This is a genomic window from Streptomyces sp. NPDC058653 (genome assembly GCF_042716895.1).
GTDB lineage: Bacteria > Actinomycetota > Actinomycetes > Streptomycetales > Streptomycetaceae > Streptomyces.
This window is the reverse complement of record NZ_JBHXRM010000013.1, coordinates 77,210-102,171: the sequence shown is the minus strand read 5'-3', so window position 1 is coordinate 102,171 and position 24,962 is coordinate 77,210. Positions and strand designations below refer to the sequence as shown.

At 72.0% G+C, this 24,962-nt stretch carries 18 protein-coding genes and 1 pseudogene; 11 read left to right on the top strand and 8 right to left on the bottom strand.

Annotation, left to right across the window (positions count from 1 at the left end):
- The first annotated feature begins 320 nt into the window (after positions 1-320).
- The 4 genes and pseudogenes from galE (at position 321) to idi (ending at position 4,230) form a co-directional block, all read left to right on the top strand.
- Positions 321-1,304, top strand: a complete 984-nt coding sequence (gene galE, locus ACFWU9_RS14135; RefSeq protein ID WP_384317923.1) for a UDP-glucose 4-epimerase GalE — start codon at positions 321-323, stop codon at positions 1,302-1,304.
- A 146-nt stretch (positions 1,305-1,450) separates the two neighbouring features.
- Positions 1,451-2,392: a cation diffusion facilitator family transporter gene (locus tag ACFWU9_RS14130; protein WP_384317920.1), complete on the top strand. Its 942-nt coding sequence runs from the start codon at positions 1,451-1,453 to the stop codon at positions 2,390-2,392.
- 327 nt (positions 2,393-2,719) lie between these two features.
- A pseudogene (locus ACFWU9_RS14125) lies at positions 2,720-3,418 on the top strand (class I SAM-dependent methyltransferase); the annotation flags it as partial.
- Positions 3,419-3,636: 218 nt separating this feature from the next.
- Positions 3,637-4,230 carry an isopentenyl-diphosphate Delta-isomerase gene (gene idi / locus ACFWU9_RS14120; RefSeq protein WP_384317917.1) on the top strand — a complete coding sequence of 198 codons (594 nt, stop codon included), beginning with the start codon at positions 3,637-3,639 and terminating at the stop codon, positions 4,228-4,230.
- Between the two features lie 42 nt (positions 4,231-4,272).
- Here the strand turns inward: idi and ACFWU9_RS14115 are convergent, their stop codons facing one another.
- On the bottom strand, positions 4,273-4,797 hold the full coding sequence (locus ACFWU9_RS14115; RefSeq protein ID WP_384318037.1) for an ATP-binding protein: 525 nt from the start codon (positions 4,795-4,797) through the stop codon (positions 4,273-4,275).
- Positions 4,798-5,038: 241 nt separating this feature from the next.
- Between ACFWU9_RS14115 and ACFWU9_RS14110 the strand changes: the two genes are divergently transcribed.
- The 4 genes from ACFWU9_RS14110 (at position 5,039) to ACFWU9_RS14095 (ending at position 9,610) form a co-directional block, all read left to right on the top strand.
- Entirely contained in the window at positions 5,039-5,806 is a 768-nt protein-coding gene (locus ACFWU9_RS14110; protein ID WP_384317914.1) for an enoyl-CoA hydratase/isomerase family protein, read from the top strand.
- 200 nt (positions 5,807-6,006) lie between these two features.
- Entirely contained in the window at positions 6,007-6,870 is an 864-nt protein-coding gene (locus ACFWU9_RS14105; RefSeq protein ID WP_384317911.1) for a hypothetical protein, read from the top strand.
- An 80-nt stretch (positions 6,871-6,950) separates the two neighbouring features.
- On the top strand, positions 6,951-7,091 hold the full coding sequence (locus ACFWU9_RS14100; RefSeq protein ID WP_384317908.1) for an LPFR motif small protein: 141 nt from the start codon (positions 6,951-6,953) through the stop codon (positions 7,089-7,091).
- Between the two features lie 161 nt (positions 7,092-7,252).
- Positions 7,253-9,610: a Tex family protein gene (locus ACFWU9_RS14095; RefSeq protein ID WP_384317905.1), complete on the top strand. Its 2,358-nt coding sequence runs from the start codon at positions 7,253-7,255 to the stop codon at positions 9,608-9,610.
- A 493-nt stretch (positions 9,611-10,103) separates the two neighbouring features.
- On the opposite strand, the gene ACFWU9_RS14090 is transcribed toward ACFWU9_RS14095, so the two are convergent.
- Together ACFWU9_RS14090 and ACFWU9_RS14085 are read right to left on the bottom strand one after the other, a co-directional pair.
- A complete protein-coding gene (locus ACFWU9_RS14090) occupies positions 10,104-11,747 on the bottom strand; it encodes an ABC-F family ATP-binding cassette domain-containing protein (protein ID WP_384317902.1) in 1,644 nt (547 codons plus the stop codon).
- Positions 11,748-11,828: 81 nt separating this feature from the next.
- Complete coding sequence (locus tag ACFWU9_RS14085) at positions 11,829-12,344, bottom strand: TrmH family RNA methyltransferase (protein ID WP_384317899.1); 516 nt, start codon at positions 12,342-12,344, stop codon at positions 11,829-11,831.
- A gap of 232 nt (positions 12,345-12,576) precedes the next feature.
- Between ACFWU9_RS14085 and ACFWU9_RS14080 the strand changes: the two genes are divergently transcribed.
- The gene (locus tag ACFWU9_RS14080; RefSeq protein ID WP_384317896.1) at positions 12,577-13,527 is read left to right on the top strand and encodes an FAD-dependent oxidoreductase; all 951 of its coding nucleotides are present in this window, start codon (positions 12,577-12,579) and stop codon (positions 13,525-13,527) included.
- 33 nt (positions 13,528-13,560) lie between these two features.
- On the opposite strand, the gene ACFWU9_RS14075 is transcribed toward ACFWU9_RS14080, so the two are convergent.
- Together ACFWU9_RS14075 and ACFWU9_RS14070 are read right to left on the bottom strand one after the other, a co-directional pair.
- Positions 13,561-15,312, bottom strand: a complete 1,752-nt coding sequence (locus ACFWU9_RS14075; protein WP_384317893.1) for a BCCT family transporter — start codon at positions 15,310-15,312, stop codon at positions 13,561-13,563.
- Between the two features lie 143 nt (positions 15,313-15,455).
- Positions 15,456-16,754: a M14 family metallocarboxypeptidase gene (locus ACFWU9_RS14070; protein WP_384317889.1), complete on the bottom strand. Its 1,299-nt coding sequence runs from the start codon at positions 16,752-16,754 to the stop codon at positions 15,456-15,458.
- 354 nt (positions 16,755-17,108) lie between these two features.
- Between ACFWU9_RS14070 and ACFWU9_RS14065 the strand changes: the two genes are divergently transcribed.
- On the top strand, positions 17,109-18,149 hold the full coding sequence (locus ACFWU9_RS14065; protein WP_384317886.1) for a LacI family DNA-binding transcriptional regulator: 1,041 nt from the start codon (positions 17,109-17,111) through the stop codon (positions 18,147-18,149).
- Between the two features lie 95 nt (positions 18,150-18,244).
- On the opposite strand, the gene ACFWU9_RS14060 is transcribed toward ACFWU9_RS14065, so the two are convergent.
- Both ACFWU9_RS14060 and ACFWU9_RS14055 read right to left on the bottom strand, forming a co-directional pair.
- Positions 18,245-20,506: a glycosyl hydrolase gene (locus ACFWU9_RS14060; protein WP_384317883.1), complete on the bottom strand. Its 2,262-nt coding sequence runs from the start codon at positions 20,504-20,506 to the stop codon at positions 18,245-18,247.
- Positions 20,507-20,698: 192 nt separating this feature from the next.
- Positions 20,699-21,574 carry a putative protein N(5)-glutamine methyltransferase gene (locus tag ACFWU9_RS14055; RefSeq protein WP_384317880.1) on the bottom strand — a complete coding sequence of 292 codons (876 nt, stop codon included), beginning with the start codon at positions 21,572-21,574 and terminating at the stop codon, positions 20,699-20,701.
- Between the two features lie 364 nt (positions 21,575-21,938).
- Here ACFWU9_RS14055 and ACFWU9_RS14050 point away from each other — a divergent pair, with 364 nt between their 5' ends.
- Positions 21,939-22,751 (top strand): MerR family transcriptional regulator, encoded by an 813-nt coding sequence (locus ACFWU9_RS14050; RefSeq protein WP_384317877.1) that lies wholly within the window; start codon positions 21,939-21,941, stop codon positions 22,749-22,751.
- Positions 22,752-22,778: 27 nt separating this feature from the next.
- Here ACFWU9_RS14050 and ACFWU9_RS14045 read toward each other — a convergent pair whose 3' ends face one another.
- Entirely contained in the window at positions 22,779-24,953 is a 2,175-nt protein-coding gene (locus tag ACFWU9_RS14045) for a 3-hydroxyacyl-CoA dehydrogenase NAD-binding domain-containing protein (RefSeq protein WP_384317874.1), read from the bottom strand.
- Positions 24,954-24,962: the final 9 nt, after the last annotated feature.

Below are 24,962 nucleotides of genomic sequence, written 5' to 3'. Positions count from 1 at the left end.
TGCGGCGGCTCTGCCCGGGGGCCGGGTCGGGCGGCATGTCGGCAGAGGCTATCGGATGAAAGGAAGACCGCGTTCATCACCCGTTCACGCCCCGGTCGCCATGAGCCGGGCCAATTCCGGCCCGCCGGGAGATCATCATTGTCGATCGGTGCCCCGCCTCACAAACCGTGCCGTCGGAATCCCGGGACGGCACCGTAAGACATATCCGACTCCGCACGGTCTGCACCGTCGAAGCCGCGACCGAGAGGTGAACGTCCGGTAACCGTACGACTACCGGGCCGCCCCGGCACCGGTCGCGCGCGAGCGCCTAGGGTGACGGCATGACTTGGCTGATCACAGGTGGAGCGGGGTACATCGGCGCGCATGTGGCGCGGTCCATGGCCGAGGCGGGTGAGCGGGTCGTCGTCCTCGACGACGTCTCGTCCGGCGTCGTGGACCGGCTGCCCGCCGAAATCCCCTTGGTCCGGGGCTCGTTGCTCGACCGGGAGGTCCTCGACCGGGCGCTGGCCGAGCACGCCGTGACCGGTGTGGTGCATCTCGCCGCCAAGAAGCAGGTCGGCGAATCGGTGGAGCGCCCGCTCGTCTACTACCGGGAGAACGTGCACGGTCTGACCGTGCTGCTGGAGGCCGTGGTCGCCGCCGGGGTGGAGCGGTTCCTGTTCTCGTCGTCCGCCGCCGTGTACGGCGTGCCCGACGTGGAGCTGATCACCGAGGAGACCCCGGCGGTGCCGATCAACCCGTACGGCGAGACGAAGCTCACGGGCGAGTGGCTGGTACGCGCCACGGGCCGGGCCCACTCGCTGTCCACCGCCTGTCTGCGCTACTTCAACGTGGCGGGGGCGGCGCGTCCCGAGCTGTCGGACATCGGGGTGTTCAACATCATCCCGATGTTCTTCGACCGGATCACCCGCGGCGAGCCGGTGCGGATCTTCGGCGACGACTATCCGACGCCGGACGGCACCTGCGTACGGGACTACATCCATGTCGCCGATCTCGCGGACGCCCATCTGGCGGTGGCCCGGCGGCTGGCGGAGCAGAAGACGCCGGGCGATGTGACGTACAACATCGGGCGCGGCGAGGGCGTGTCGGTGCGCGAGCTGGCGGAGCTGGTGGGCGAGGTCACGGGTCACGGGGCTCCCCCGGTCGTGGAGCCCCGCCGGCCGGGCGACGCGGCGAAGGCCGTCGCCTCGGTCGGGTCGATCACCGCGGACCTGGGCTGGACGGCCCGGCGCGGGGTACGCGAAATGGTCGAATCGGCGTGGGAGGGCTGGCGGCTGCGCCACCCGGAACTGTCGGCGGACTGAGCCGTAAACGATCTTGTCGCTCCTCTGACCTGCGGGCATCACCGCAGGTCAGAGGTAATGACAACGGTGTTCAGTCCCGTGTTGCCGGATACCCCCCACCCGTAGTTCACTGGCGGCATCGGCTCGGACGACCGGGAGGAAACCCCATGGGGGCAGGGCACGATCACGGGCACACGCACGGCGGCGCGCCGCCGCCCGGGACCGCGACCGCCGCGTACAAGGGGCGGCTGCGGATCGCGCTGGGGATCACCCTCTCCGTCATGGTCATGGAGATCATCGGCGGTATCGCCTCCGACTCCCTGGCGCTGGTCGCCGACGCCGCTCATATGGCGACGGACGCCGTCGGTCTCGCCCTGGCACTGCTGGCCGTCCACTTCGCCAACCGCCCGTCGACCGGCAACCGTACGTTCGGACTGGCCCGCGCCGAGATCCTGGCCGCGCTCGCCAACTGTCTGCTGCTGCTCGGCGTCGGCGGCTTCCTGCTCTACGAGGCGATCCAGCGCTTCATCACCCCCGCCGACACCGAGGGCGGGCTCACGATCATCTTCGCGGGCATCGGTATGGCCGCCAATCTGGTCTCGCTCTCCCTGCTGATGCGCGGGCAGAAGGAGAGCCTCAATGTGCGCGGCGCGTATCTGGAGGTGCTGGCCGACACACTCGGTTCGGTCGCCGTCCTGATCTCCGGGACGGTCATCCTCACCACGGGCTGGCAGGCGGCCGACCCGATCGCCTCCCTGGTGATCGGGGTGATGATCGTCCCGAGGACGGTGAAGCTCCTGCGCGAGACGTTGAACGTGCTGCTGGAGGCGGCGCCCAAGGGCGTCGACATGGGGGAGGTCAGGGCCCACATAGTGGCGCTCCCCGGGGTCGAGGACGTGCACGACCTGCACGCCTGGACGATCACCTCGGGCATGCCGGTGCTCTCGGCGCATGTGGTGGTGAACCAGTCCGTGCTGGACAGCGTCGGGCACGAGAAGATGCTGCACGACCTCCAGGGCTGTCTCGGCCACCACTTCGACGTCGAGCACTGCACCTTCCAGCTGGAGCCGGCGGGACACGCCGAGCACGAGGCGAATCTCTGCCACTGAGGGGTGCGGCACGGGGTGGTGGAAACCGGGGGCCCCGGTCCGCCGGGCCCTGTTACAGTCCCGCCCGGAGACACCACCGTCTCCCGCGTCATGAGAGGTGCTGAGTCGATGACTGTCGCAGTGGAGGCCGCCCCGCGCGGCACACGGTTGCTCATCGACTCCCGGGCTGCCGGCTGACCGGTCGCACCACACCGGTCCCGCGTCGGCCGGAGCCCCCTCACCCAAGGGTTCACGTTGTCCGACAACGACGCACACACGACAGACGCACAGACCGAGGACGCGGCGGACGCCCCGGCGACCGCCGCGCTCCACGACGCCTTCTTCGCCCTGCACCACGGGCTGCCCCGCCAGGGCCCGGGCTCCGACGCCACCGCACGGCGGCTGCTGTCCTTCGCCGGACCGCTGCCGTCCCGTCCGCGCGCGCTCGACCTGGGCTGCGGCCCCGGCCGGGTGTCGCTCCTGCTGGCCGCCGAGGCCGGCGCGCGGGTGACCGCCGTCGATCTGCACGAGCCGTTCCTCGACGAGCTGCGGCACTCCGCCGCCGCCCGCGGGCTCACCGGATCGATCACCACGGAAGCGGTGGACATGGCGGAACTCCCTCACCCGGACGGGTCGTTCGACCTGATCTGGGCGGAGAGCTCGATCTACTCCATCGGCTTCGACAGGGGCCTGCGCCTCTGGCGGCGGCTGCTCGCACCCGGCGGGACGCTGGTCGTCACCGAGTGCGAGTGGACGACGGCGGAGCCGAGCCCCGAGGCACGCGCCTTCTGGGACGCGGAGTATCCGCTGCGTACGGCCGAGGAGAACACGGCCGCGGCCGTCGCCGCCGGATACACCGTGCTGGAGGTGTACCCGCAGCCGGAGAGCGACTGGGAGGAGTACTACGGGCCGCTCGCCGAGCGGGCCGACTCCGCCGACCCGGCGGCGCCCGGCATGGCGTGGGCGCTCGCCACGACGCGCCGGGAGATCGCGATGCGGCGCGAGCACGGTGGCGAGTACGGCTACACCGGTTATGTCCTGCGCCCCGGGACGACCCCAGGGTCCGGGGGGACGCAAGGAACCGAAGGGACGTAAGGGACGCCCGTGGTGTGACGGTCCTTCCCCCGGCGGAAGCCGGGACGTAACACCCATGTCCGCCCCCGCGGAGCACATTCCGGGGGCGGACATGCCCGTTTCGCGGAAGTACGGACAGGACGCTCTTGTACGGCAGACTTGGGGGCCGAGGACCGAAGCGAAGGATGGCTATGCCGACCACACCTGTCACTGCGACGAGCAGCTCGCCGAAGAGCGTACAAGAAGCGATCATGCTGGAGCTGGTCGACGAGGACGGCAACACCATCGGCACGGCGGAGAAGCTCGCGGCACATCAGCCACCGGGTCGGCTGCACCGGGCGTTCTCCGTCTTCCTCTTCGACGAGCAGGGCAGGCTGCTGATCCAGCGCCGCGCGCTCGGCAAATACCACTCCCCCGGTGTCTGGTCGAACACCTGCTGCGGGCATCCGTACCCCGGTGAGGCGCCCTTCGCCGCCGCCGCCCGGCGTACGTACGAGGAACTCGGCATCTCGCCCACGCTGCTCGCCGAGGCGGGCACGGTCAGCTACAACCACCCGGACCCGGGGTCCGGGCTGGTCGAGCACGAGTACAACCACCTCTTCGTGGGACTCGTGCAGGCGGCGCTGCGGCCGGACCCGACAGAGATCGGCGACACGGCGTACGTCACCCCGAACGAGCTGGCGGAGCGGCACCGGACGGCGCCGTTCTCCGCGTGGTTCATGACCGTGCTGGACGCGGCGCGCCCGGCGGTCCGGGAACTCACCGGGCCGGCCGGGGGCTGGTAGCGCTCTCGCCCGCCCCCCGGATCACGGGGGGGGAGGCCCGGATCACGGGGCCGGGGGTACGGGGTGGCCCTGGGCCTCGTGGACCGGCGGGATCTCCTGGGCGGGCACCACCGGGGCGGCGGGCGTGAGCGGGAGCACCGCCCAGACGATCTTCCCGCCGCTCGCCGTGTGGTCGACGTCGCAGGCACCGCCCGCCTCCCGGGTGATCTCCCGCACGAGCAGCAGACCGCGCCCGCCGGTCTGGGCGTAGTCCCGCTCCAGCGCCGTGGGCCGGTACGGGTGGTCGTCCTCCACGGACACCCGGATCCAGTCGGCGGCGATGGCGACCTCCACCGCGAGCTCGGGCGAGAGCAGGGCCGCGTGCCGTACGGCGTTGGTCACCAGCTCCGAGACGATCAGCAGCAGCCCCTGGACGGTCTCGTCGGACACCGGGGCGCCCTGCCGCACCAGGAGGTCACGTACCGCGTGCCGGGCGTGCGGCACGGAAAGCTCGACCGAGGGAGCCGTGAACCGCCAGACCCCCTCGTACGGCTCCGGTCTGGCCGGAACACTCCCGAGGCTCTCCATCACCGCGGCACCCACCCTCGGTTCCCCAGCGCTCCGGGCGCGCTGTACATCGGACTCCGAAGTCTTGGGAACGAGGCAGGTCGGACCGGTGCGCTGAACAGAAGTCAGCACCAATCGACGGATTGCGGCCGGGTGCGTTCCCTCTCTTCGGACGGCTGACCGGCCGTGTCGCTTTCCTGTCCTTCTGTGAGAGGCGGGTGCCCGCGCGGGCCGTCCGATCCGCCCGGATAGCATCCGGCGCATGGAGCCCACCGAGCCCGCGCCGCCACGGCTGACCGCCGCCGTCGCCGACGGGATCGCCACCGTCACCATCGCCCATCCCGCCAAGCGCAACGCGCTGACCCCCGGCATGTGGCGGTCGCTGCCCGAGTTGCTGGCCGGGATGGCGACGGATCCCGCCGTACGCGCGCTGGTGCTCACCGGCGCCGGCGACGCGTTCAGCGCGGGCGCCGACATCGGGGCGCTGCGCGAGCCCGGCGACGCGATACAGGACCTCAGCGTGCGGGCCGAGGAGGCGCTGGCCGCGTTCCCGAAGCCGACGCTCGCGGCCGTACGCGGCTACTGCGTGGGCGGCGGCGCCCAGTTGGCGGTCGCGTGCGACCTGCGGTTCGCGGAGGAGGGCGCACAGTTCGGGATCACACCCGCGAAGCTCGGTGTCGTCTACCGGTCGTCGTCGACGCGCCGGCTTGTCTCGCTGGTGGGTCCGTCGACGGCCAAGTACCTCCTCTTCTCGGGCGAGTTGATCGGGACCGAGCGGGCACTGCGGGTCGGCCTGGTGGACGAGGTGCTCGCTCCGGGCGAACTGGGCAAGCGGGTGGCCGAGTTCACCCAAGTGCTGGCCACCCGCTCGCAACTGACCCAGGCGGCGGCGAAGGAGTACGCGACGGGCCGCGAGGACCGGGACGCCTACTGGGACGGGCAGGCGCGCGACAGCGGCGACCGGGCGGAGGGGGTGACGGCGTTCCTGGAACGCCGCGCGCCGCGGTTCGAGTGGACGGTACGGGGCTGAGCTCCGTCGCGACGCTGCCGCTCAGGCGTGCGGCGAGCGACCGCTCTCGTCCCGCCGACACCGGCTGCACCGCGACAGCGGCGGCGGAGGCCGCTCGCCCAGCGGGCTCGGATCGGCGTTCCGCCCTTCGGCAGCTGAGAGGTGGCGGCGGGCACGCCCCCGGGCTTCCGGGCGTACCAACCAGTCGGTAACGTACGGCCATGACCACTCTCGCCCCGCGTGCCGGACGCCGCTGTCACAACGCCGTCAATCCCCTCCACTCGACGCTCTACTTCTCCCCGGACCTCGGCAAGGAGCTCGCCGACGCCGGTGTCGAGAACCAGAGAGCCGTGTACTTCGCCGGGCGGGGCGCCGCGATGGGCGCGGTCGGGCCGGGCGTGATCGCCGCCGCCTTCTACAACTTCAGCTACGAGCTGGTCGCCGAGCACGTCCCCGCCGTCTGGCGCACCGTCTCGCCCGAGGCCGTCCTCGACGCCAGGCTGCGTGCCGTCGACTCCACCCTCCGGCGCCTCCTCGGTGAGGAGATCATCGCCTCCGACGAGATGGCCGAGGCGGCCCGGCTCGGGCTCCGCGCCGCCGAGGCGTGCTCCCGCAACGCCCGGCCGCTCTACGCCGCCCACGCCGACCTGCCGGTCCCCGAGCAGCCGCATCTCGCCTACTGGCACGCGGCGACGCTGCTGCGCGAGCACCGCGGCGACGGGCATCTCACCGCGCTGCTGTCCGCCGGGCTCGACCCGGTCGAGGCGCTCGTCAGCCACACGGCGACCGGCAAGGGCATGTCGCCCCGGTGGGTGCTCGGGACGCGGGGCTGGCACCGTACGGACTGGGACGCGGCGGTCGGCCGGCTGCGCGAGCGCGGGCTGCTGGACGGGGCGGGCGAGCTCACCGGGGCCGGCACCGCGCTCCGCGCCGAGCTGGAGGACCACACGGACCGGCTCGACAGCGCGCCGTACGAGCATCTGGGCGCCGCCGGGGTGGAGCGGCTCACCGAGCTGGCGCGCGGATTTCTGCTGGTGGCGACCGGTGCGGGGGCGTTCCCGGCGGACCTCGTCGGCAAGAGCTGACGTTTGCCGGGCGGCTGAACGGCAAAGCGGAGAGTGTGGGTCCGCGAACGGGTCCGCACGTCTACCAGGAGGTGTACGTCATGCGTGCCGTCGCAGATGCACTGCGTGCAGTCGGAGGCGCACTCGCGACCGTGGTCTCCCTGCCGTTCCGGCTCGTCGCCCGGCTCTTCGGCGGCGCCTCACGCGGGGGGCGTGGCGGCGGCCGCCCGCGCCGCGCCTGAGAGGGCCGCCTCTGAGAGGGGGCGCCTCTGAGAGGGGCGCTTTGGGAGGGGCGCGATCCGCCACGTCCCACTTCTCCGAGAGGGCGCGCGACACGGCCCCCGGCCACGCGGCACAATGCAGGCGCACGCACAGCCAGCACGAGAGCCGGGTCGGGGAGAACGTGACGACGTCCATCGAAGGCAGGATCGCCGAGGAGATCGGCGTACGCGAGCGGCAGGTGAGGGCGGCCGTCGAGCTGCTGGACGGTGGGTCGACCGTCCCGTTCATCGCCCGCTACCGCAAGGAAGCGACCGAGATGCTCGACGACGCGCAGCTGCGCACGCTCGAAGAGCGGTTGCGCTACCTGCGCGAACTGGAGGAGCGCCGGACGGCGATCCTGGAGTCCGTACGCGAGCAGGGCAAGCTGGACGAAGCCCTGGAGTCGCGGATCCGGGCCGCCGACACCAAGTCCCGGCTTGAGGACATCTATCTGCCGTTCAAGCCCAAGCGGCGGACGAAGGCGCAGATCGCCCGGGAGGCCGGGCTCGAACCGCTCGCCGACGGACTGCTCTCCAATCCGTCGGTGGATCCTCTCGCCGCGGCGGCGGCCTTCGTCGACGCGGACAAGGGTGTGGCGGACGCCGGCGCCGCGCTGGAAGGCGCCCGCGCGATCCTGACGGAGCGCTTCTCGGAGGACGCCGACCTCATCGGCGAGCTGCGGGAGCGGATGTGGACGCGCGGCCGGCTGACGGCGAAGGTACGTGAGGGCAGGGGCAACGCGACGGAGGGTCCGGCCGCCAAGTTCGCCGACTACTTCGACTTCGCCGAGGCCTTCACCGCGCTCCCCTCGCACCGCATGCTGGCGCTCTTCCGGGGCGAGAAGGAGGAGATCCTCGATCTCAGCCTGGAGCCGGAGGCGGACGACACCGACGCGGGGCCGGGCCCGAGCGCGTACGAGAACATGGTCGCCCGCCGCTTCGGCGTCGCGGACCGCGGCCGGCCCGGCGACAAGTGGCTCGCCGACACCGTCCGTTGGGCCTGGCGCACCCGGATCCTCGTGCACCTCGGTATCGATCTGCGGCTTCGGCTGCGTACGGCGGCCGAGGACGAGGCGGTACGGGTCTTCGCGTCGAACCTGCGCGATCTGCTGCTGGCCGCGCCCGCGGGGACGCGCGCCACGCTCGGGCTCGACCCGGGTTTCCGTACGGGGGTCAAGGTCGCCGTCGTCGACGCGACGGGCAAGGTCGTCGGCATCGACACGATCTATCCGCATGTCCCGGCGAACAAGTGGGACGAGTCCCTGGCGAAGCTCGCGCGGCTCTGCGCGGAGCACTCCGTCGACCTGATCTCCATCGGGAACGGGACGGCGTCCCGTGAGACGGACAAGCTGGCGGGCGAACTGATCGCGAAGCACCCGGAGTTGAAGCTCACGAAGGTGATGGTCTCGGAGGCGGGCGCCTCCGTGTACTCGGCCTCCGCGTTCGCCTCGCAGGAGCTGCCCGACCTCGACGTGTCGATCCGCGGCGCCGTCTCGATCGCGCGGCGGCTCCAGGACCCGCTCGCCGAGCTGGTCAAGATCGACCCCAAGTCGATCGGTGTGGGCCAGTACCAGCACGACCTGTCCGAGGTGAAGCTCTCCCGCTCGCTCGACGCGGTCGTGGAGGACTGTGTGAACGGTGTCGGCGTCGACGTCAACACCGCGTCGGCGCCGCTGCTTTCGCGGGTCTCGGGCATCGGCTCGGGTCTCGCCGAGAACATCGTCGCCCACCGCGACTCCAACGGTCCGTTCCGCTCGCGGCGCGCGCTGAAGGATGTGGCACGGCTGGGGCCGAAGGCGTACGAGCAGTGCGCGGGCTTCCTGCGGATCCGGGGCGGGGACGATCCGCTGGACGCGTCGTCCGTGCACCCGGAGGCGTATCCGGTGGTCCGCGCGATGGTGAAGACGACGGGCAGCGACGTCGCGACGCTGATCGGCAACGCGCCGGCACTGCGCTCGCTGCGGCCCGCGGACTTCGTCAGCGACGCGTTCGGGCTGCCGACGGTCACGGACATCCTGCGCGAGCTGGAGAAGCCGGGGCGGGACCCGCGTCCGGCGTTCAAGACGGCGACGTTCAAGGACGGCGTCGAGAAGATCGGTGACCTCACGCCCGGGATGGTGCTGGAGGGCGTGGTCACGAACGTGGCGGCGTTCGGGGCGTTCGTGGACGTCGGGGTGCACCAGGACGGGCTGGTGCATGTGTCGGCGATGTCGAAGACGTTCGTGAAGGACCCGCGTGACGTGGTGAAGCCGGGCGACGTGGTCCGGGTGAAGGTCCGCGAGGTCGACATCCCGCGCAAGCGCATCTCGCTGACGCTGCGTCTGGACGACGAGGCGGAGCCGACGGGCGGGGACCGCGCACCGCAGCAACGGGGCGGGTCCGCCGCCAAACAACGCGGCTCCACCGACCGCCCGTCCACGAAGCGCCAGTCGAGGCCGACCCCACCCCCGTCGAACAGCGCGATGGCGGACGCCCTGCGAAGGGCGGGCCTGGGCGGCTGACGCGCCGCCCGGGCGGGGACGGCTGCCCGGCCGACGGGGGGGCCGGGCGGGCGCGGGCGCGCTTAGCCGCGTCGGCGGTGACGGGCCTCCCTCCAGTGAGCGCACGCACCGACCGGTTCCCGGGCGGGATGGCGGGAGGTCCAACGGCTCCCGGCGGCCGCCCGGGCGGGCGCGGGCGCGCTGGCGGTCCGCTCCGAAGGTGACGGGCCCCCTTCCAGGGAGCGCACGCACCGACCGGTCCTCGGACGGGGGCGTCCAACGGCTCCCGGTCGTTTCGACCGGAGGGAGTTGGGCGCGCTTGCGCGTAGGTGCGCTCCGCGCGGTGGCGGGTGCGGGCGAGCCGGATGGAGGACGACCGCAGGGTCGGCACTCCGCACCGCCCTGGCGGCGGCGAGGCGCCGCAGCCGGTCCGGCGATCGAGGACGACCTCGGGAGCCCGCACCGGCGGCGAGGGGTCTCCGACGCGGACGTCCGCGGCTGCCCGGCCCCCCCGTCAGATCTCCGTCAGTTTGCCCGCGGTCAGTTCGATGCGGCGGGTCGTGTGGATCGACGAGAGCATGCGGCGGTCGTGGGTGACCAGGAGCAGCGTTCCCTCGTACGAGTCGAGCGCCGACTCCAGTTGTTCGATCGCCGCCAGGTCGAGATGGTTCGTCGGCTCGTCCAGGACCAGGAGGTTCACTCCCCGGCCCTGGAGCAGCGCCAGGGCCGCGCGGGTGCGTTCGCCCGGGGAGAGGGTTGTCGCCGGGCGCAGGACGTGTGCCGCCTTGAGGCCGAACTTGGCCAGCAGCGTGCGCACTTCCGCCGGTTCCGTGTCCGGGACCGCCGCGCAGAACGCGTCGAGCAGCTTCTCCGTGCCGTGGAAGAGCGCGCGGGCCTGGTCCACCTCGCCGACCACCACGCCCGAGCCGAGCGACGCCGACCCCGCGTCGGGTGACAGCCGGCCGAGGAGGAGCGCCAGCAGGGTGGACTTGCCCGCGCCGTTCGCGCCGGTGATCGCGACCCGGTCCGCCCAGTCGACCTGGAGCGATGCCGGCCCGAAGTGGAAGTCGCCGCGCCGGACCTCGGCGCCGTTCAGGGTGGCGACCACCGAACCGGAGCGCGGCGCGGAGGCGATCTCCATCCGGAGCTCCCACTCCTTGCGGGGCTCCTCGACGGCCTCGGCGTCCAGGCGTTCGATCAGGCGCTGCGTCTGGCGGGCCTTCGCCGCCTGCTTCTCCGTGGACTCGGAGCGGAACTTGCGGCCGATCTTGTCGTTGTCCGTGGCCTTGCGACGCGCGTTCTTGACGCCCTTCTCCATCCAGGAGCGCTGCGTCTGCGCCCGCCCCTGGAGGGCCGAGCGCTTGTCGGCGTACTCGTCGTACTCCTCGCGGGCATGCTGCCGCGCGCGCTCGCGTTCTTCGAGATACGCCGAGTAGCCGCCGCCGAACAGGTTGACCTGCTGCTGGGCCAGGTCGAGTTCGAGGACCTTGGTGACGGTGCGGGTGAGGAACTCGCGGTCGTGGCTGACCAGGACCGTGCCCGCGCGGAGGCCGGTCACGAAGGATTCGAGTCGTTCGAGCCCGTCGAGGTCGAGGTCGTTGGTCGGCTCGTCCAGGAGGAAGACGTCGTAGCGGGAGAGCAGCAGCGACGCGAGGCCGGCGCGGGCGGCCTGGCCGCCGGAGAGGGCGGTCATCGGCCGGTCGAGGCCGACGGTCAGTCCGAGGGAGGCGACCACCTCCTCCGCTCGTTCGTCCAGGTCCGCGCCGCCGAGGCCGAGCCAGCGCTCCAGGCCCGCCGCGTACGCGTCGTCCGCGCCGGGCGCGCCGTCGACGAGTGCCTGGGTGGCGGTGTCGAGGGCGGTCTGGGCGTCGGTGACACCCGTACGGCGCGCGAGGAAGTCCCGCACGGATTCGCCGGGGCGCCGCTCCGGCTCCTGCGGGAGGTGGCCGACGGTCGCGGTGGGCGGGGAGAGGTTCAGCGCCCCGTCCTCGGGGGTGTCGAGCCCGGCGAGGAGCCGGAGCAGGGTCGACTTCCCGGCTCCGTTGACCCCGACGAGACCGATCACGTCGCCGGGCGCGACGACGAGGTCGAGTCCTGTGAAGAGTGAGCGGTCGCCGTGGCCCGCGGCGAGATTCTTGGCGACGAGAGTGGCAGTCATCAGACCGTCGATTCTAAGGCCTGCCTCACGGGGCGGGCCTGATCAGGGAGCGGGGGTACGGGGCCGGGCGACGGGCCCCTGTCAGAGCAGGCCCGCCAGTTTGTAGAGGGCCAGGCTGCCGGCGACGGCGACGTTGAGGCTGGCGCCGGTGCCGATCATGGGGATCTCCACGCAGGTGTCCAGGAGGTCCAGTGCTTCGGGCGGGATGCCGTGCTGTTCATGGCCGAGGACCATCACGGTGCGCTGCCGGGCGGCGGGCAGGTCCGCCAGGCGTACCGCCTCGTCCGCGAGTTCCACCCCCACCACGAGCGCGCCGCGCTCCCGCTGCCTGCCGAGCCAGCCGAGCGGATCACCGGTCCAGTGGACGCACACGGGCCTGCGCAGGGTGTTGCCGCGTGCCAGGGCCTCGGGGACCCAGGAGAAGCGCGGCAGCGCGAGGCAGGCGCCGACCGCGTCGCAGGTGCGGGCGAGGGTGCCGAGGTTGGCCCCGTGCAGGGGCCACAGGGGCGCCGCGTAGAGGTGGTCCCAGCAGGAGTGGGCGCGGGGGCGGCGGCTGCGGCGCAGTTCGCCCGGGGTACGGGCGCGGATCGCGGTCATCGGCGCGAGGCCGTCGGCCTCCGGGACGATGGGCTCGGGTCGCGGAAGCCGTCCGGGCCGCCCGAGCCGTTCAGGGCGTTGGTGGCGGTCATGGCGTTCACGTCATTCACGTCGTACGGCGATTCGCGGCTCGCCGGGGCCATCGTCGGTCGGTTCGCAGGTCGTACGGGATCGAGCTTGGCCCCGGGCCGGCGGGCTGTCCACCGAATTCCTCCTCGGCTACGGTCCCCGCATGGGTGACACGGTGATCGTGGTCGGTGGCGGGGTCGTCGGGCTGACGACCGCCGTCGTGCTCGCCGAGCGGGGCCGACGGGTCCGGGTGTGGTCGCGGGACCCCGCCGCGCGCACCACGTCGGCGGTGGCCGGGGCGTTGTTCTGGCCCTACCGGATAGAGCCCGCGGAGCGGGTCGGGCCCTGGGCGCTGCGGTCCCTGCGCGAGTACCTGGTGTTGGCAGGGGACCCGGCGGCGACCGGCGTACGCGTGGCGGCGGGGCTGATGACCGACACCCCGCTTGCAGGGCTGGGGAGTTGGGCGGACGAGCTTCCCGAGCTGCGCGAGGCACGCCGCGACGAGTTGCCCGACGGGTGCGCTCAGGCGCTGCGGGGCAGGCTGCCGCTGATCGACATGCCCGCCCATCTGGCCTATTTGGAGGAGCGGTTGGGCGCCGCCGGAGGAGGCGTGGAGCGGCGGACGGTCGCTGGACTCGCCGAGCCGGCCGCCGAGGCGGCCGTCGTGGTCAACTGCTCGGGCCTCGGCGCCCGCGAACTCGTGCCCGACGCCTCGGTGTTCCCGGTGCGCGGGCAGCTCGTGGTGGTCGAGAACCCGGGGATCGACGAGTGGCTCGTGTCGGCGGCCGGGAACGGGGCCGGTACGTCGTACCTCTTCCCGCAGCCGTTCGGTCTGGTCCTCGGCGGCACCGCCGAGGACCACGCGTGGGACCCGCGCCCCGACCCGGAGACCGCCGCCGCGATCGTCGAGCGCTGCGCCGCGCTGCGGCCGGAGGTGCGGGGCGCGCGGGTGCTCGCGCACCGGGTGGGGCTGCGTCCGGCCCGACCGGGCGTACGGGTGGAGGCCGTCCAACTGCCGGGCGGCGCACGGCTGGTGCACAACTACGGTCACGGTGGCGCGGGGGTCACCGTGGCCTGGGGCTGCGCGGAGGAGGCCGCCCTGCTGGCGGGCTGAACCCGGGCGGGGTGGCCTCCGTACGCAGGGGGATCAGCGGGGCGGGGACTTCTTCGGCGCGCCCGTGCCCGCGCCCGCGCTCGGCCCCTCGCCGGGCGTCGGGCCGATCCGGATCTCGAAGTCGCCGTCGTACTGCTCGTGGCCGGCGATGACGGCCGACTCGACGACCTCCGCACCCCGCTCCCCCCGGATGATCAGCGCGTCGCGGCGCAGGTCGCGCATCAGGGCCACACACATACCGATCATGACGAGCGCGAACGGCGCCGCCACCAGGATGGTGAGGTTCTGGAGCCCTTCCAGCGCGTCTCCCTGCCCGTTGCCGACGAGCAGCATCACCGCGGCGACGGCGCCGGTCAGCACGCCCCAGAAGACGATCACGTGCTTGCCGGGATCGAAGTGTCCCCTCTGGGAGAGGGTGCCCATCACGATGGACGCGGCGTCGGCGCCGGAGACGAAGAAGATCCCGACGAGGATCATCACCAACAGGCTGGTGACGGTGGCGAGGGGGAAGTCCTGGAGCAGCGCGAAGAGCTGGCCCTCGGGCGTCGCCTCCTTGCTGAGCCGGCCCTTGTCCTCCTGGAGCCTGATGGCCGATCCGCCGAAGATGGCGAACCAGACGAGGCTCACGGTGCTCGGTACGAGGATGACGCCGCCCACGAACTGACGGATGGTCCGGCCGCGGCTGATACGGGCGATGAACATGCCGACGAAGGGCGTCCAGGAGATCCACCAGGCCCAGTAGAAGACGGTCCAGCTTCCGAGCCATTCGGCGACGCCCCTGCCGCTGCTGGCCTCGGTGCGGCCCGCGAGCTGGGCGAGGTCGCCGAAGTACGACGCGATGGAGGTGGGCAGCAGGTCCAGGACGAAGACGGTCGGACCGAGGACGAAGACGAACAGGGCCAGGAGCAGCGCCAGCACCATGTTGGTGTTGGACAGCCACTGGATGCCCTTCTCGACGCCGGAGACCGCCGAGGCCACGAACGCCAGGGTCAGGACGGCGATGATGGTGACGAGGAGCCCGGTGCTGACGGAGTCCAGCCAGTCCAGTTCGGTGAACCCGCTGCCGATCTGGAGGGCGCCGAGACCCAGCGAGGCGGCCGAGCCGAAGAGCGTCGCGAAGATGGCGAGGATGTCGATGACCCGGCCCGTCGTGCCGTACGCGTGCTTCTCGCCGATGAGCGGCACGAAGACCGCGCTGATCGTCTGGCGGCGCTTGCGCCGGAAGGTGCTGTACGCGATGGCGAGGCCGACCACGGCGTAGATGGCCCAGGGGTGCAGGGTCCAGTGGAACAGCGTGGTGGCCATGGCCGTTTCGGTGGCCGCCGCCGCGTCCGGGGGGTCGGTGCCGGGGGGCGGGTCGGTGAAGAAGGTGAGCGGTTCGTTCACGCCGAAGAACATCAGGCCGATGCCCATGCCGGCGCTGAACATCATGGCGACCCAGGAGACGGTCCTGAACTCGGGCTTCTCGCCCTCGTCGCCGAGGGTGATCCTGCCGTAGCGGCTGATCGCCAGCCAGAGGGCGAAGACGACGAAGCCCGAGGCCACCAGGACGAACGCCCAGCCACCGTTGTGGATGAGGCCGGAGAGCAGGGAGCTCGACGCGTCCTCCAGGGAGTCGGTTCCGACGGCTCCCCAGAGGACGAAAGCGAGCGTGAGGACGGCGGTGACACCGAACACCACCCGATCGGTCCGGGGGCGTTGGGACTCCTGGGGATGGCCGGGCTCACCGGTCGTGACCGGCGGCGGACCTCCTTCGGCTCGGGGTTTCTCGGGGTCCTGGGGCACGGGCAACACCTTTCGGGGTCTCACTGCGCGAGCGTCCGCGCTCGGCTACGCCTGAGGGCCCCTCCTCCGGATCCCGCCGGGCCGACGGCCCGGTCCCGATCCCGAAGAGGGGCCCTCACACGTGTGACGTGCGTCTCTTTCTATCAACAAGTTGTCACTGGCTGTCCGACGGTCAGGTGGTAGGTGGCGCGTCCGTCGAGGAGGAGCGGGATCAGGTTGCGCTGGGACTGACGCAGCGGCACGAACGCGCCGTCACCGCGTGCGGGCAGGGCCTTCACACCGTGCAGGGCCAGCTCGTCCTTCACGTCCGCGTACTGGGCGGCGTCGAGCCGGTAGCCGCAGGGCGGGTTCTTCAGGGTGTCCTCGGGGGACGCGGGCTCGTTGTCGCCGCCGCCGAGGTAGACCGTGCCGCGGTCGAGCAGTCCGGCGGCGCGGGAGAGCGCGGTGGCGGCGGAGAGCTGTACGCGGCGCTCGTCGGTGTAGCCGAACAGGCCCTTGAGGGAGTCGAGTTGGCTGTCGACACGGCGCCGGTGGTTCAGCGACGGGTCGTTCTCCTCGGCCTCGGACCTCGGGTCGACGCGGCTCTCGATGAGCAGGCCGACGGAGTGCTTGACGCCCGACGCGTTGCGCAGGATGCGCTCCTGGCCGTCGCCCGCGGTCTGTCTGATCGGCTCGCCGGTGACGGGGTCGGTCCAGATGCCGTACGTGCCGATGGAGTGCCCGGCGTCACGGGCCGCCGGGCGTACGTACGACTCCGACAGGGTCTGCGCCTCCTTGTGCACGCGCGAGGAGGTGTTGAGGTTGCGCGGCCAGAGGTCGAAGAGGTCCTTGTCGTAGTACGGCGGTGTGGCCCCGTACTCGTGCAGGTCGTAGATGACGTCGGGCTTGCGGTCGCGGGTGAGGGCGGCGATGGTGCGGCCCTCGGCCGTCTCCAGGGCGATGTGGTCGCGGTTGATGTCGACGCCGTCGGAGTTGCCGCGGGTGTCGGCGGCGCGGCCGTCGGGGTTGGCGGTCGGGACGACGAGGACGCTCGTACGGTCCAGGAAGCGCTTCGTCGCGCGGTCCTTGGGATAGGCGAGGTCGCGGACGGTGGTCAGGCACGCCTCGCGGCCCGACGGCTCGTCACCGTGCTGGCTGCAGATGAGCAAAAGGCTGGTCACCGCGTGCCTGTCGCCCAGCTCGACGAGGTTGAGCGGGCGGCCCTGCTTGGTGGTGCCGATGGTGCGGACGGTGACGCCTTCACCGCCGCGGTCGACGGCCGCGAGGAACTCCTGCTCCTGCGCGAGGGTGGTCCACTCGGCGCCGTCGCTCTCCTCGAAGCCCGTACGGGGCGGGGCGTCGGCCGGGGCCGCGGCGACGGCCGTGGAGGGGAGCGCGGTGAGGGGGACGACGAGGGCGGCTGCCGCCACCGAAAGGACGAGCGTGCGAATCCGGGACGTCATCAGGTGCGGTCTCCGAGGCTCGGCGGGGCGGCCCGTCGGACGGATGCCCCGTGAACGAATTCCTTGGGGCGGAAACGTACCCCGGTGAACAGCGGTGCGACAGGGGTCCGTCCGCGATCAGCCGGATGCGGGGCGCCTCGCGCCGCCCCTGCTGAGCGGGTGTGCGGGCTCCTGGGAGCGCTCTCTCGATGGAGGGGGCAGCGGATACCCTGTACCGGTCCCGGCTGCCCGTACGGTCATCCGTCCCCGCCGCCGGGTCCGTCCAGAGCCTGGACGTGGTCCGTCGGCCGGAACGCCCACCGGCCGGAACAGGGCCGTGCCCACCCGCGCGGCCACCGACGAGGAGCGCCCGCCTTGCCCGAGCAGTCACCTGGGTCCCGGCCCACACTGGAAGCCGTCGCGGCACGTGCCGGCGTCTCCCGGGCCACCGCGTCCCGGGTCGTCAACGGCGGTGCCGGGGTGCGGCAGCCGCTCGTCGACAAGGTGCTCAGGGCCGTGGAGGAGCTGGGGTACGTGCCGAACCACGCGGCCCGCACCCTGGTCACCCGGCGGACGGGCGCGGTCGCGGTGATCATCGCGGAGCCGGAGATCCGGATCTTCTCCGACCCGTTCTTCTCGCAGCAGATACGCGGCATCAGCAAGGAACTGACCGCCCACGACACGCAGTTGGTGCTGCTCCTGCTCGAAGGCCCCGGTGACTTCGGGCGGATCGCCCGGTATCTGGCGGGCGGCCATGTGGACGGCGCCCTCGCCTTCTCGCTGCACATCGACGACCCGCTGCCGGGCATCATCCGCCGGTCGGGGACTCCCACGGTGTACGGCGGCCGGCCGAGCTGGACGTCGCCGCCCAGCGACCAGGGCGTGCCGTACGTGGACGCCGACAATCGCGGCGGCGCGCGGGCGGCCGTGCAGTATCTGCGCGATCTCGGGCGGACGCGTATCGCGCACATCGCGGGACCGCCCGACCAGACCTCCTCCACCGACCGGCTCGACGGCTACCGCGACGTACTGCTCGACGCCGACCCGACGCTGATAACCGAGGGCGAGTTCACGGTGGAGAGCGGCGCGCGGGCGATGAAGGACCTGCTGGACCGGCGCCCGGACCTGGACGCGGTGTTCGCGGCCAACGACCTGATGGCGTCCGGTGCGCTGCGGGTGCTGCGGGAGCGGGGGATCTCGGTGCCCGACGAGGTGGCGCTGGTCGGTTTCGACGACATGGTGTCCGTCGCCGAGGACACCGATCCGCCCCTGACCACGATCCGTCAGGACGTGGAGGGGCAGGGGCGGCTGATGGCCCGGCTGCTGCTGCGCGGGCTCGACAAGGACAGCGGGGAGACGCGGACGCCGGCGTCCGTGATCACGCCGACGACGCTGGTGCGGCGGGCCTCCGCCTGAGGCATCGCCTCGGGCCGGAGACCCGCCGCGGGTGGGGGGTGGGGTTACCGGTCGGGTGGCCGCCCCGCGGGGCGGCCGGTGGGATCGGCCGCGGGTCAGCCGGTGGTGCTCGCCGATGAGCGTGCGGGCACCGTGAGCGTCGTACCGTCCGAGAAGGTGACCGTCTGCTGCGTCGCCGCGAAGTTGTGCGCGGCGTAGGTGCTCACCCCGCCCTTGGTGAAGACGGCCGAGGTCGGGATCGATCCGGTCACCGCCGGGTCGGGGGCGCCGACCGCGTCGAGCGTGCCGATCCAGTGGTGCACATGGGCCTTGGACTCGCCGGCCTCCGGGGACAGGGCCGCCTGGCCCGCGTCCCACTTGGCCTTCGCCTTCGCCGGGTCGGAGATCGCCTCGAACTCCCAGAGGATGTCGCGCCATTCGACGGCCGGGCCGCCGTTCTGCTGCTCCATCTCGGCGATGTTGCGGCCGATGGCCTCCTTCTCACGGCCGAGGTGGAGTGAACCACCGGTCACGGGAAGGACGTTGATGCCGTGGATCTCCTCGGGGTTGGCGGTCCACCAGGTGGAGTACGCGCCGCCGCTCCCCCACACCATGCCGACCGTGCCGCGCGCGAACTGGGCCGGGAAGACCTCCTGGTCGGCGTCGAACCAGTACTGGCCGATCGCCTCGGACTCGGTGGCCAGCAGATACGAGCCCAGGTCACGCAGCTCGTCGTTCCCGGTGGCCGAGCCCCAGAGGACCAGTCCCGCGCTGAGGTTGATCGACTCCGACGACGACTCCTGGTTGTTGCCGGCGGCGAAGCCCTGGTGTCCGGAGGCCCAGCTGTGGCCCGCGTACACGTCGAAGCCGCGCAGGAACGGGAAGTCGCTGTCGGTACGGCTCGGGTTGGCGGCGTCGCGTACGAGCGTCTCGACCATGCCGCCCCAGGCGGACTCGGCGGCCCACGCCCGGTCGTACTGGGCGACGATGGCCGCCGCGTAGACGTAGTAGCTGTAGTGGAAGTGGTGGTCGTTGAGTTCGGTGTCGCTGCCGTACGAGGCGGGGTAACCGGTCAGCGTCTTCCAGGCGTTGTCGTAGCTGAACTCACCGGCGCCGCCCGCCGTGAACCACTCCTCCAGACGGCCCTTGAGGAGGCCCACGATCTTGTCGCGGGTGGCGGTCTCGCCGATCTGGTCCGCGATCGGGGCCAGTTGGGCGAGCCGGCCGAGCGCCTTGCCTGTCCAGTAGGTGTCGGTCGCGCCCGAGAACGGGTCGCCGGCGTTGACCACGTCGTTCAACTGCGCCTTGAGCGCGGCCGAGTCGACCCCGTTCGACTCGGGGAGCGCGGGCAGCACACCGGACGCCTTCTGGCGGGTGGTGAAGGTCGTGGACTCGCGGACCTTCATCGTGCCGCGCGGCGACACATAGGTGTACGGGGTCAGCGAGTCGCTCGTGTGGAGCCACTGGTGCCGGTAGAGGGCCTGGAGGGTGCCCTTCTCTGTGCCCTCCTGCGGCTCGGTGGTGAGGGTGTACGTCGCCTCGACGTCGCCGCCCTCGGTGTTCCATGCCGTCGTGGAGCCGGTGACGAAGCTGAAGGCGTACTTGGTGTAGGTCGCGAGCGCGTCCTCGGACGGCAGGAGCGCGAGCGAGAAGTAGTCCTTGCCGCCCAGTCCCGCGGTGATGCTGGAGCCCGAGACCGACCAGTCGCTGCCGGTCGGCGCGAAGAGGGCGTAGTGGTGTCCGGCGACGGTGATGCCGAGGACGTTGCCGTTGTCGGAGAAGACGGTCGGCGCGGACGCGGTGGTGATGCTGGCGTCGCCTCCGGAGCCCTTCGCGTACACGTACGGCATGCCGTGGCCGATGGTGGTGCGCAGGGTGCGGGAGCCGTCGGACCAGTAGGGGGTGACGGTCCAGTCGGACCAGTCGTCGGCCTTGGTGTCGGCGGAGTTGAGGCCGGTGAGGCCTAGGGTGAGATCGGCCTTGTGGGCGTACTCGTACTGCCGTCCGTCACCCACGATGGCGGGCGTCGTCGGGTAGCCGACCTGGAGGCCGCCCGCGGTCGCCTGGTAGGTGAGGGGGTGGCCGTACATCGGCGTGGAGTACGGGTTGTCGCCGTAGCGCTGATAGGCCAGCGAGGTCCACCAGTCGTTGGTGGGGACCGGCCTGTCCTTGGCCTGTTCGGTCAGTTTGGGCGTGACCGGCGCGCCGACGTTGTTGGTCGGGCCCGACGTGCCCGCGGGGCGGGTGTCGGAGTAACTGCCCGAGCCGACGGGGATGTTCGCCGCCGACGCGGGACCGGCGGCGGGGCCCAGTCCTACGGCGGCCATGGCGGTGACCAGAACCAGCACCGAGGCCGGCCTGGAGCGGGAGGTGGGCATGGACGGCACCTCGAAGTCATGGGGGGAAGGAAGTCCGAGAGCGCTCTCAGACGCAAAGGAACGTAAAACTTCTGAAACCTGAGTGTCAATAGAGCTGACACAGAAGGCAGTTGGGCGCGGGTCGGCGCCGTTCTGCGTTCGAGTCTTGACGGAAGAGCCGGTGGCGGGGCCGAGGGCCCCGCCACCGGGTCGTCACCGGCGCCCCCGGGGGTCCGGGGTGAGGGCGAGGGGTCCCAGGCCGGCGCCCCGGAGCTGGGCGACGACGACCGTGGCGTCCCACTCCTCGGACGTCACGACGCGCGCGGCGAGCCCGGCCCCCCTGACCGTGGCGACGGCGCCCGGCGCCTGGCGTTCGCTGGTCTCGAAGAGCAGATGTCCGCCCGGCGCGAGCCAGTCGGACGCCCTCGCCGAAACGCGCCGCAGGACGTCGAGCCCGTCGGCGCCCCCGTCGAGCGCCATCAGCGGCTCGTGCTCGCGCGCCTCGGAGGGCAGCAGGGGGACCTCTCCGGTCGGTACGTAGGGCACGTTGGCGAGCAGGATGTCGATACGGCTCCGAAGGACGTCCGGCAGCGGCTCGAAGAGGTCCCCTTCGAGGACCGTGCCACCGGCGGCGATGTTGCGGCGGGCGCAGGCCACGGCGGCCGGGTCGATGTCGGAGGCGTACAGCTCGACCGGGTCGTGCGCCGTCGCCAGCAGCGCGGCGCCGAGCGCGCCGGAGCCGCAGCACAGATCGACGACCACGGCGGGCCGTCCCGCGGGGGTCTGATGGATCAGGGCCGTGGCCTGGCGCACAAGGAACTCCGTACGGCGCCGGGGGACGAAGACCCCGGTGTCGACGGCGATCCGCAGACCGTGGAACTCGGCCCAGCCGACGACATGCTCCAGGGGCTGCCCGGCGGCACGGCGGCCCACCATGGCGATGAGTTCGTCGGGAGTCCCCGCGGCGGAGACCAGAAGCCGTGCCTCGTCCTCGGCGAAGACGCAGCCGGCGGCGCGGAGCGTGGTGACGACGGCGGTGAGGGACGGTGGCGAGGAAGGGGAGAGCGGGGAGGCGGGTGTTGCCGACATGGAAACCTTTCGGGGCGCTTCACGGGCGCTCCCGCGGTCTCAGCCTGTCGGACGGACCGCGCGGCCGTGAGTGGGGAGCACCCGGCCTGACACTGCGGTAATGGGTCCCACCTCCTCGGTCGAGCTCTGCGTAGGTCGGGTCACAGTACCCCACCGGCCGGGGCCGCCCGCGCGGCCTGTTCGAACGGCGCACCAGTCCGCCGGAGGGCGTGCCGCGGTGCGCGCGCGCCGTTCTCGGCGTCGGGACGGTGTGAGCCGGCGCCTCGGATCGGTGCCGTCGTGGACGCGCCACTCCTCGCCGCTCCTGCCGCCCGCGGTCCTCGGTCTTCTTTCGCAGTAGTGGTGAGACAGCAATACTGTCGGTATGGACTCAGAGGCCGGATCGGAGAACGGGACGGCGGCCGGAACCGCCGCCGGCGGGGCGCCCGAGGAGCCGACGCTCACCGTCGACGAGTTGGCGGCGCGCGCCGGCGTCACCGTGCGCACGGTCCGCTTCTACAGCACCCGTGGTCTGCTGCCGCCTCCGGTGATCGGCCCCCGTCGCGTGGGCCGTTACGGCTCCGACCACCTCTCGCGGCTCGCGCTCATCGAGGAGCTTCAGCACCAGGGCATGACTCTCGCGGCCATCGAGCGCTATCTGGAGCGGCTGCCGCCGGATCTGAGCGCGCGTGACCTGGCGATCCACCGGGCGCTGGTGGCGACCTGGGCGCCGGACTCGGCGCAGGAGGCGACCCGGGCGGAGCTGGAGCGCCGCGCCGGGCGGGCCCTGACCGACGAGGACATCGACCGGCTCGCGGCGATGGGCGTCCTGGCCCGCGCCGACCCGTCCGGCTCCGCCGAATCCCCCGAATCCGCCGGCGAACCCGGCCGCTACCGGCTCGATCCGGGTCTGCTGCGCCTCGGCGTGGAGCTGCTCGACGTGCCGATCGCGCACGAGACGATCCTCGCGGCCCGCACGGTCCTGCTGGAGCACACCCGCTCGGCCGCGCACGAGCTGTCACATCTCTTCCGGGACGAGGTGTGGAATCCGTACGAGGAGGGCGAGCCGGACCCGGAGCGGGTGGCCGCGATGAGGTCGCTGTCGGCGCACATGCAGCCGCTGGTCGTGCAGGCGCTGGTCACCGCGTTCCAGCGGTCGCTGAAGGAGGAGCTGCGGGCCGCGTTCACGGACGGGTGAGACGGGTGAGGCGGCCCGCGTGAAGGGTCAGCCGTCGTGGTACGTCTCGCCGCGCTCCGCCTTCGCCACCAGTGACGCCGGCGGTGCGAACCGCGCCCCGTACGTCTCGGCCAGTTCACGCGCCCGCGCGACGAAGCCGGGCAGGCCGCCCTCGTACCCGTTGATGTACTGGAGAACACCACCGGTCCAGGCCGGGAAGCCGATGCCCATGATGGAGCCGATGTTCGCGTCGGCCACCGTGGTCAGCACGTTCTCCTCCAGACAGCGCACCGAGTCCAGCGCCTCCGAGAAGAGCATGCGCTCCTTGAGATCGGTGAACGGCACGTCCACATCGGTCCGGGTGAAGTGCTCACGCAGGCCCGGCCAGAGGCCGACGCGGCTTCCGTCCTCGGCGTAGTCGTAGAAGCCCGCGCCGCCGCTGCGCCCCGGGCGGCCGAACTCGTCCACCATGCGGTCGACGACCGCGTCCGCCGGGTGCGGGGTCCAGGCGCCGCCCGACTCCTCGACCGCGCGCCGTGTCTCGTTCCGGATCTTGCGGGGCAGGGTGAGGGTCAGCTCGTCCATCAGGGAGAGGACCTTGGCCGGGTAGCCGGCCTGCGCCGCCGCCTGCTCGACGGACGCGGGCTCGACGCCCTCGGCGACCATCGCCACACCCTCGTTGATGAACTGCCCGATGACACGCGAGGTGAAGAAGCCACGCGAGTCGTTGACGACGATCGGTGTCTTCTTGATCTGCCGTACGAGGTCGAAGGCGCGCGCGAGCGCCTCGTCACCGGTCTTCTCACCCCTGATGATCTCCACCAGCGGCATCTTGTCGACGGGTGAGAAGAAGTGCAGGCCGATGAAGTCCAGCGGCCGGCTGACGCCGTGGGCGAGGGCGGTGATGGGCAGCGTCGAGGTGTTGGAGCACAGGAGCGCGTCGGGCTCGACCACGTCCTGGATCTCCTGGAAGACCTGCTGCTTGAGCGCCGTGTCCTCGAAGACCGCCTCGATCACGGCGTCGCAGCCCGCGAGATCGGCGACGTCGCCCGTGGGGGTGATCCGCGCCAGCAGCGTGTCCCGGTCCGCCTCGGTCGTACGGCCCCGGGAGACCGCCTTGGCCAGCAGCTTCTCGGAGTAGGCCTTGCCCTTGGCCGCCGCCTCCGCCGTGACGTCCTTGAGGACGACGTCGATACCGGCGCGGGCACAGGAGTAGGCGATGCCCGCGCCCATCATCCCGGCGCCGAGGACGGCGACCTTGCGCACCGGGCGCCCCTCGATTCCCTGGGGGCGGCTGGCGCCCGAGTTGACCGCCTGGAGGTCGAAGAAGAAGGCCTGGATCATGTTCTTGGCCGTCTGCCCGGTGACCAGCTCGGTGAAGTATCTGGCCTCGATGGTCTGCGCGGTCTCGAAGTCGACCTGTGAGCCCTCGACGGCGGCGGCCAGGATGTTCCGGGGCGCGGGGTAGGGCGCGCCGCCGGTCTGCTTCCTGAGGTTGGCGGGGAAGGCGGGCAGGTTGGCGGCGAAGCGGGGGTTGGACGGCGTACCGCCCGGGATCCTGTAGCCCTTGACGTCCCACGGCTGCGACGACTCGGGGTGGGCGTCGATGAAGGCGCGCGCCCGGTCCAGCATCTCCTCGGTGGTGGCGGCGACCTCGTGGACGAGCCCGTTCTCCAGGGCCCGGCGCGGTGAGTACTGGGTGCCCTGGAGCAGCACCTTGAGCAGCGCGTCGGAGATGCCGAGGAGCCGTACGGTACGGGTGACGCCGCCGCCCGCCGGCAGCAGGCCGAGGGTGACCTCGGGCAGACCGATCTTCGAGCCCGGCGCGTCAAGGGCGATCCGGTGGTGGCAGGCGAGGGCGATCTCGTAACCGCCGCCCAGGGCCGCGCCGTTGATGGCCGCGACGACGGGCTTGCCGAGCGTCTCGATGGTGCGCAGGGCGCGCTTGACGGCGAGGCCCGCGTCGAACGCCTGCCGGGCGTCGTCAGGACCGAGCTTGATCATGTCCTTGAGGTCTCCGCCGGCGAAGAAGGTCTTCTTCGCGGAGGTGACGATGATGCCGCGGATGCCGTCCTTCTCGGCCTCCGCGCGCTCCGCGACGGCGGCGACGGACGTCCGGAAGGCCTGGTTCATGGTGTTGGCCGACTGGGCGGGGTCGTCGAGGACGAGGGTGACGACGCCTGTCCCGTCCTGCTCCCAGCGGATGGTGGTGGACTCGCTCATGCTGCTGCT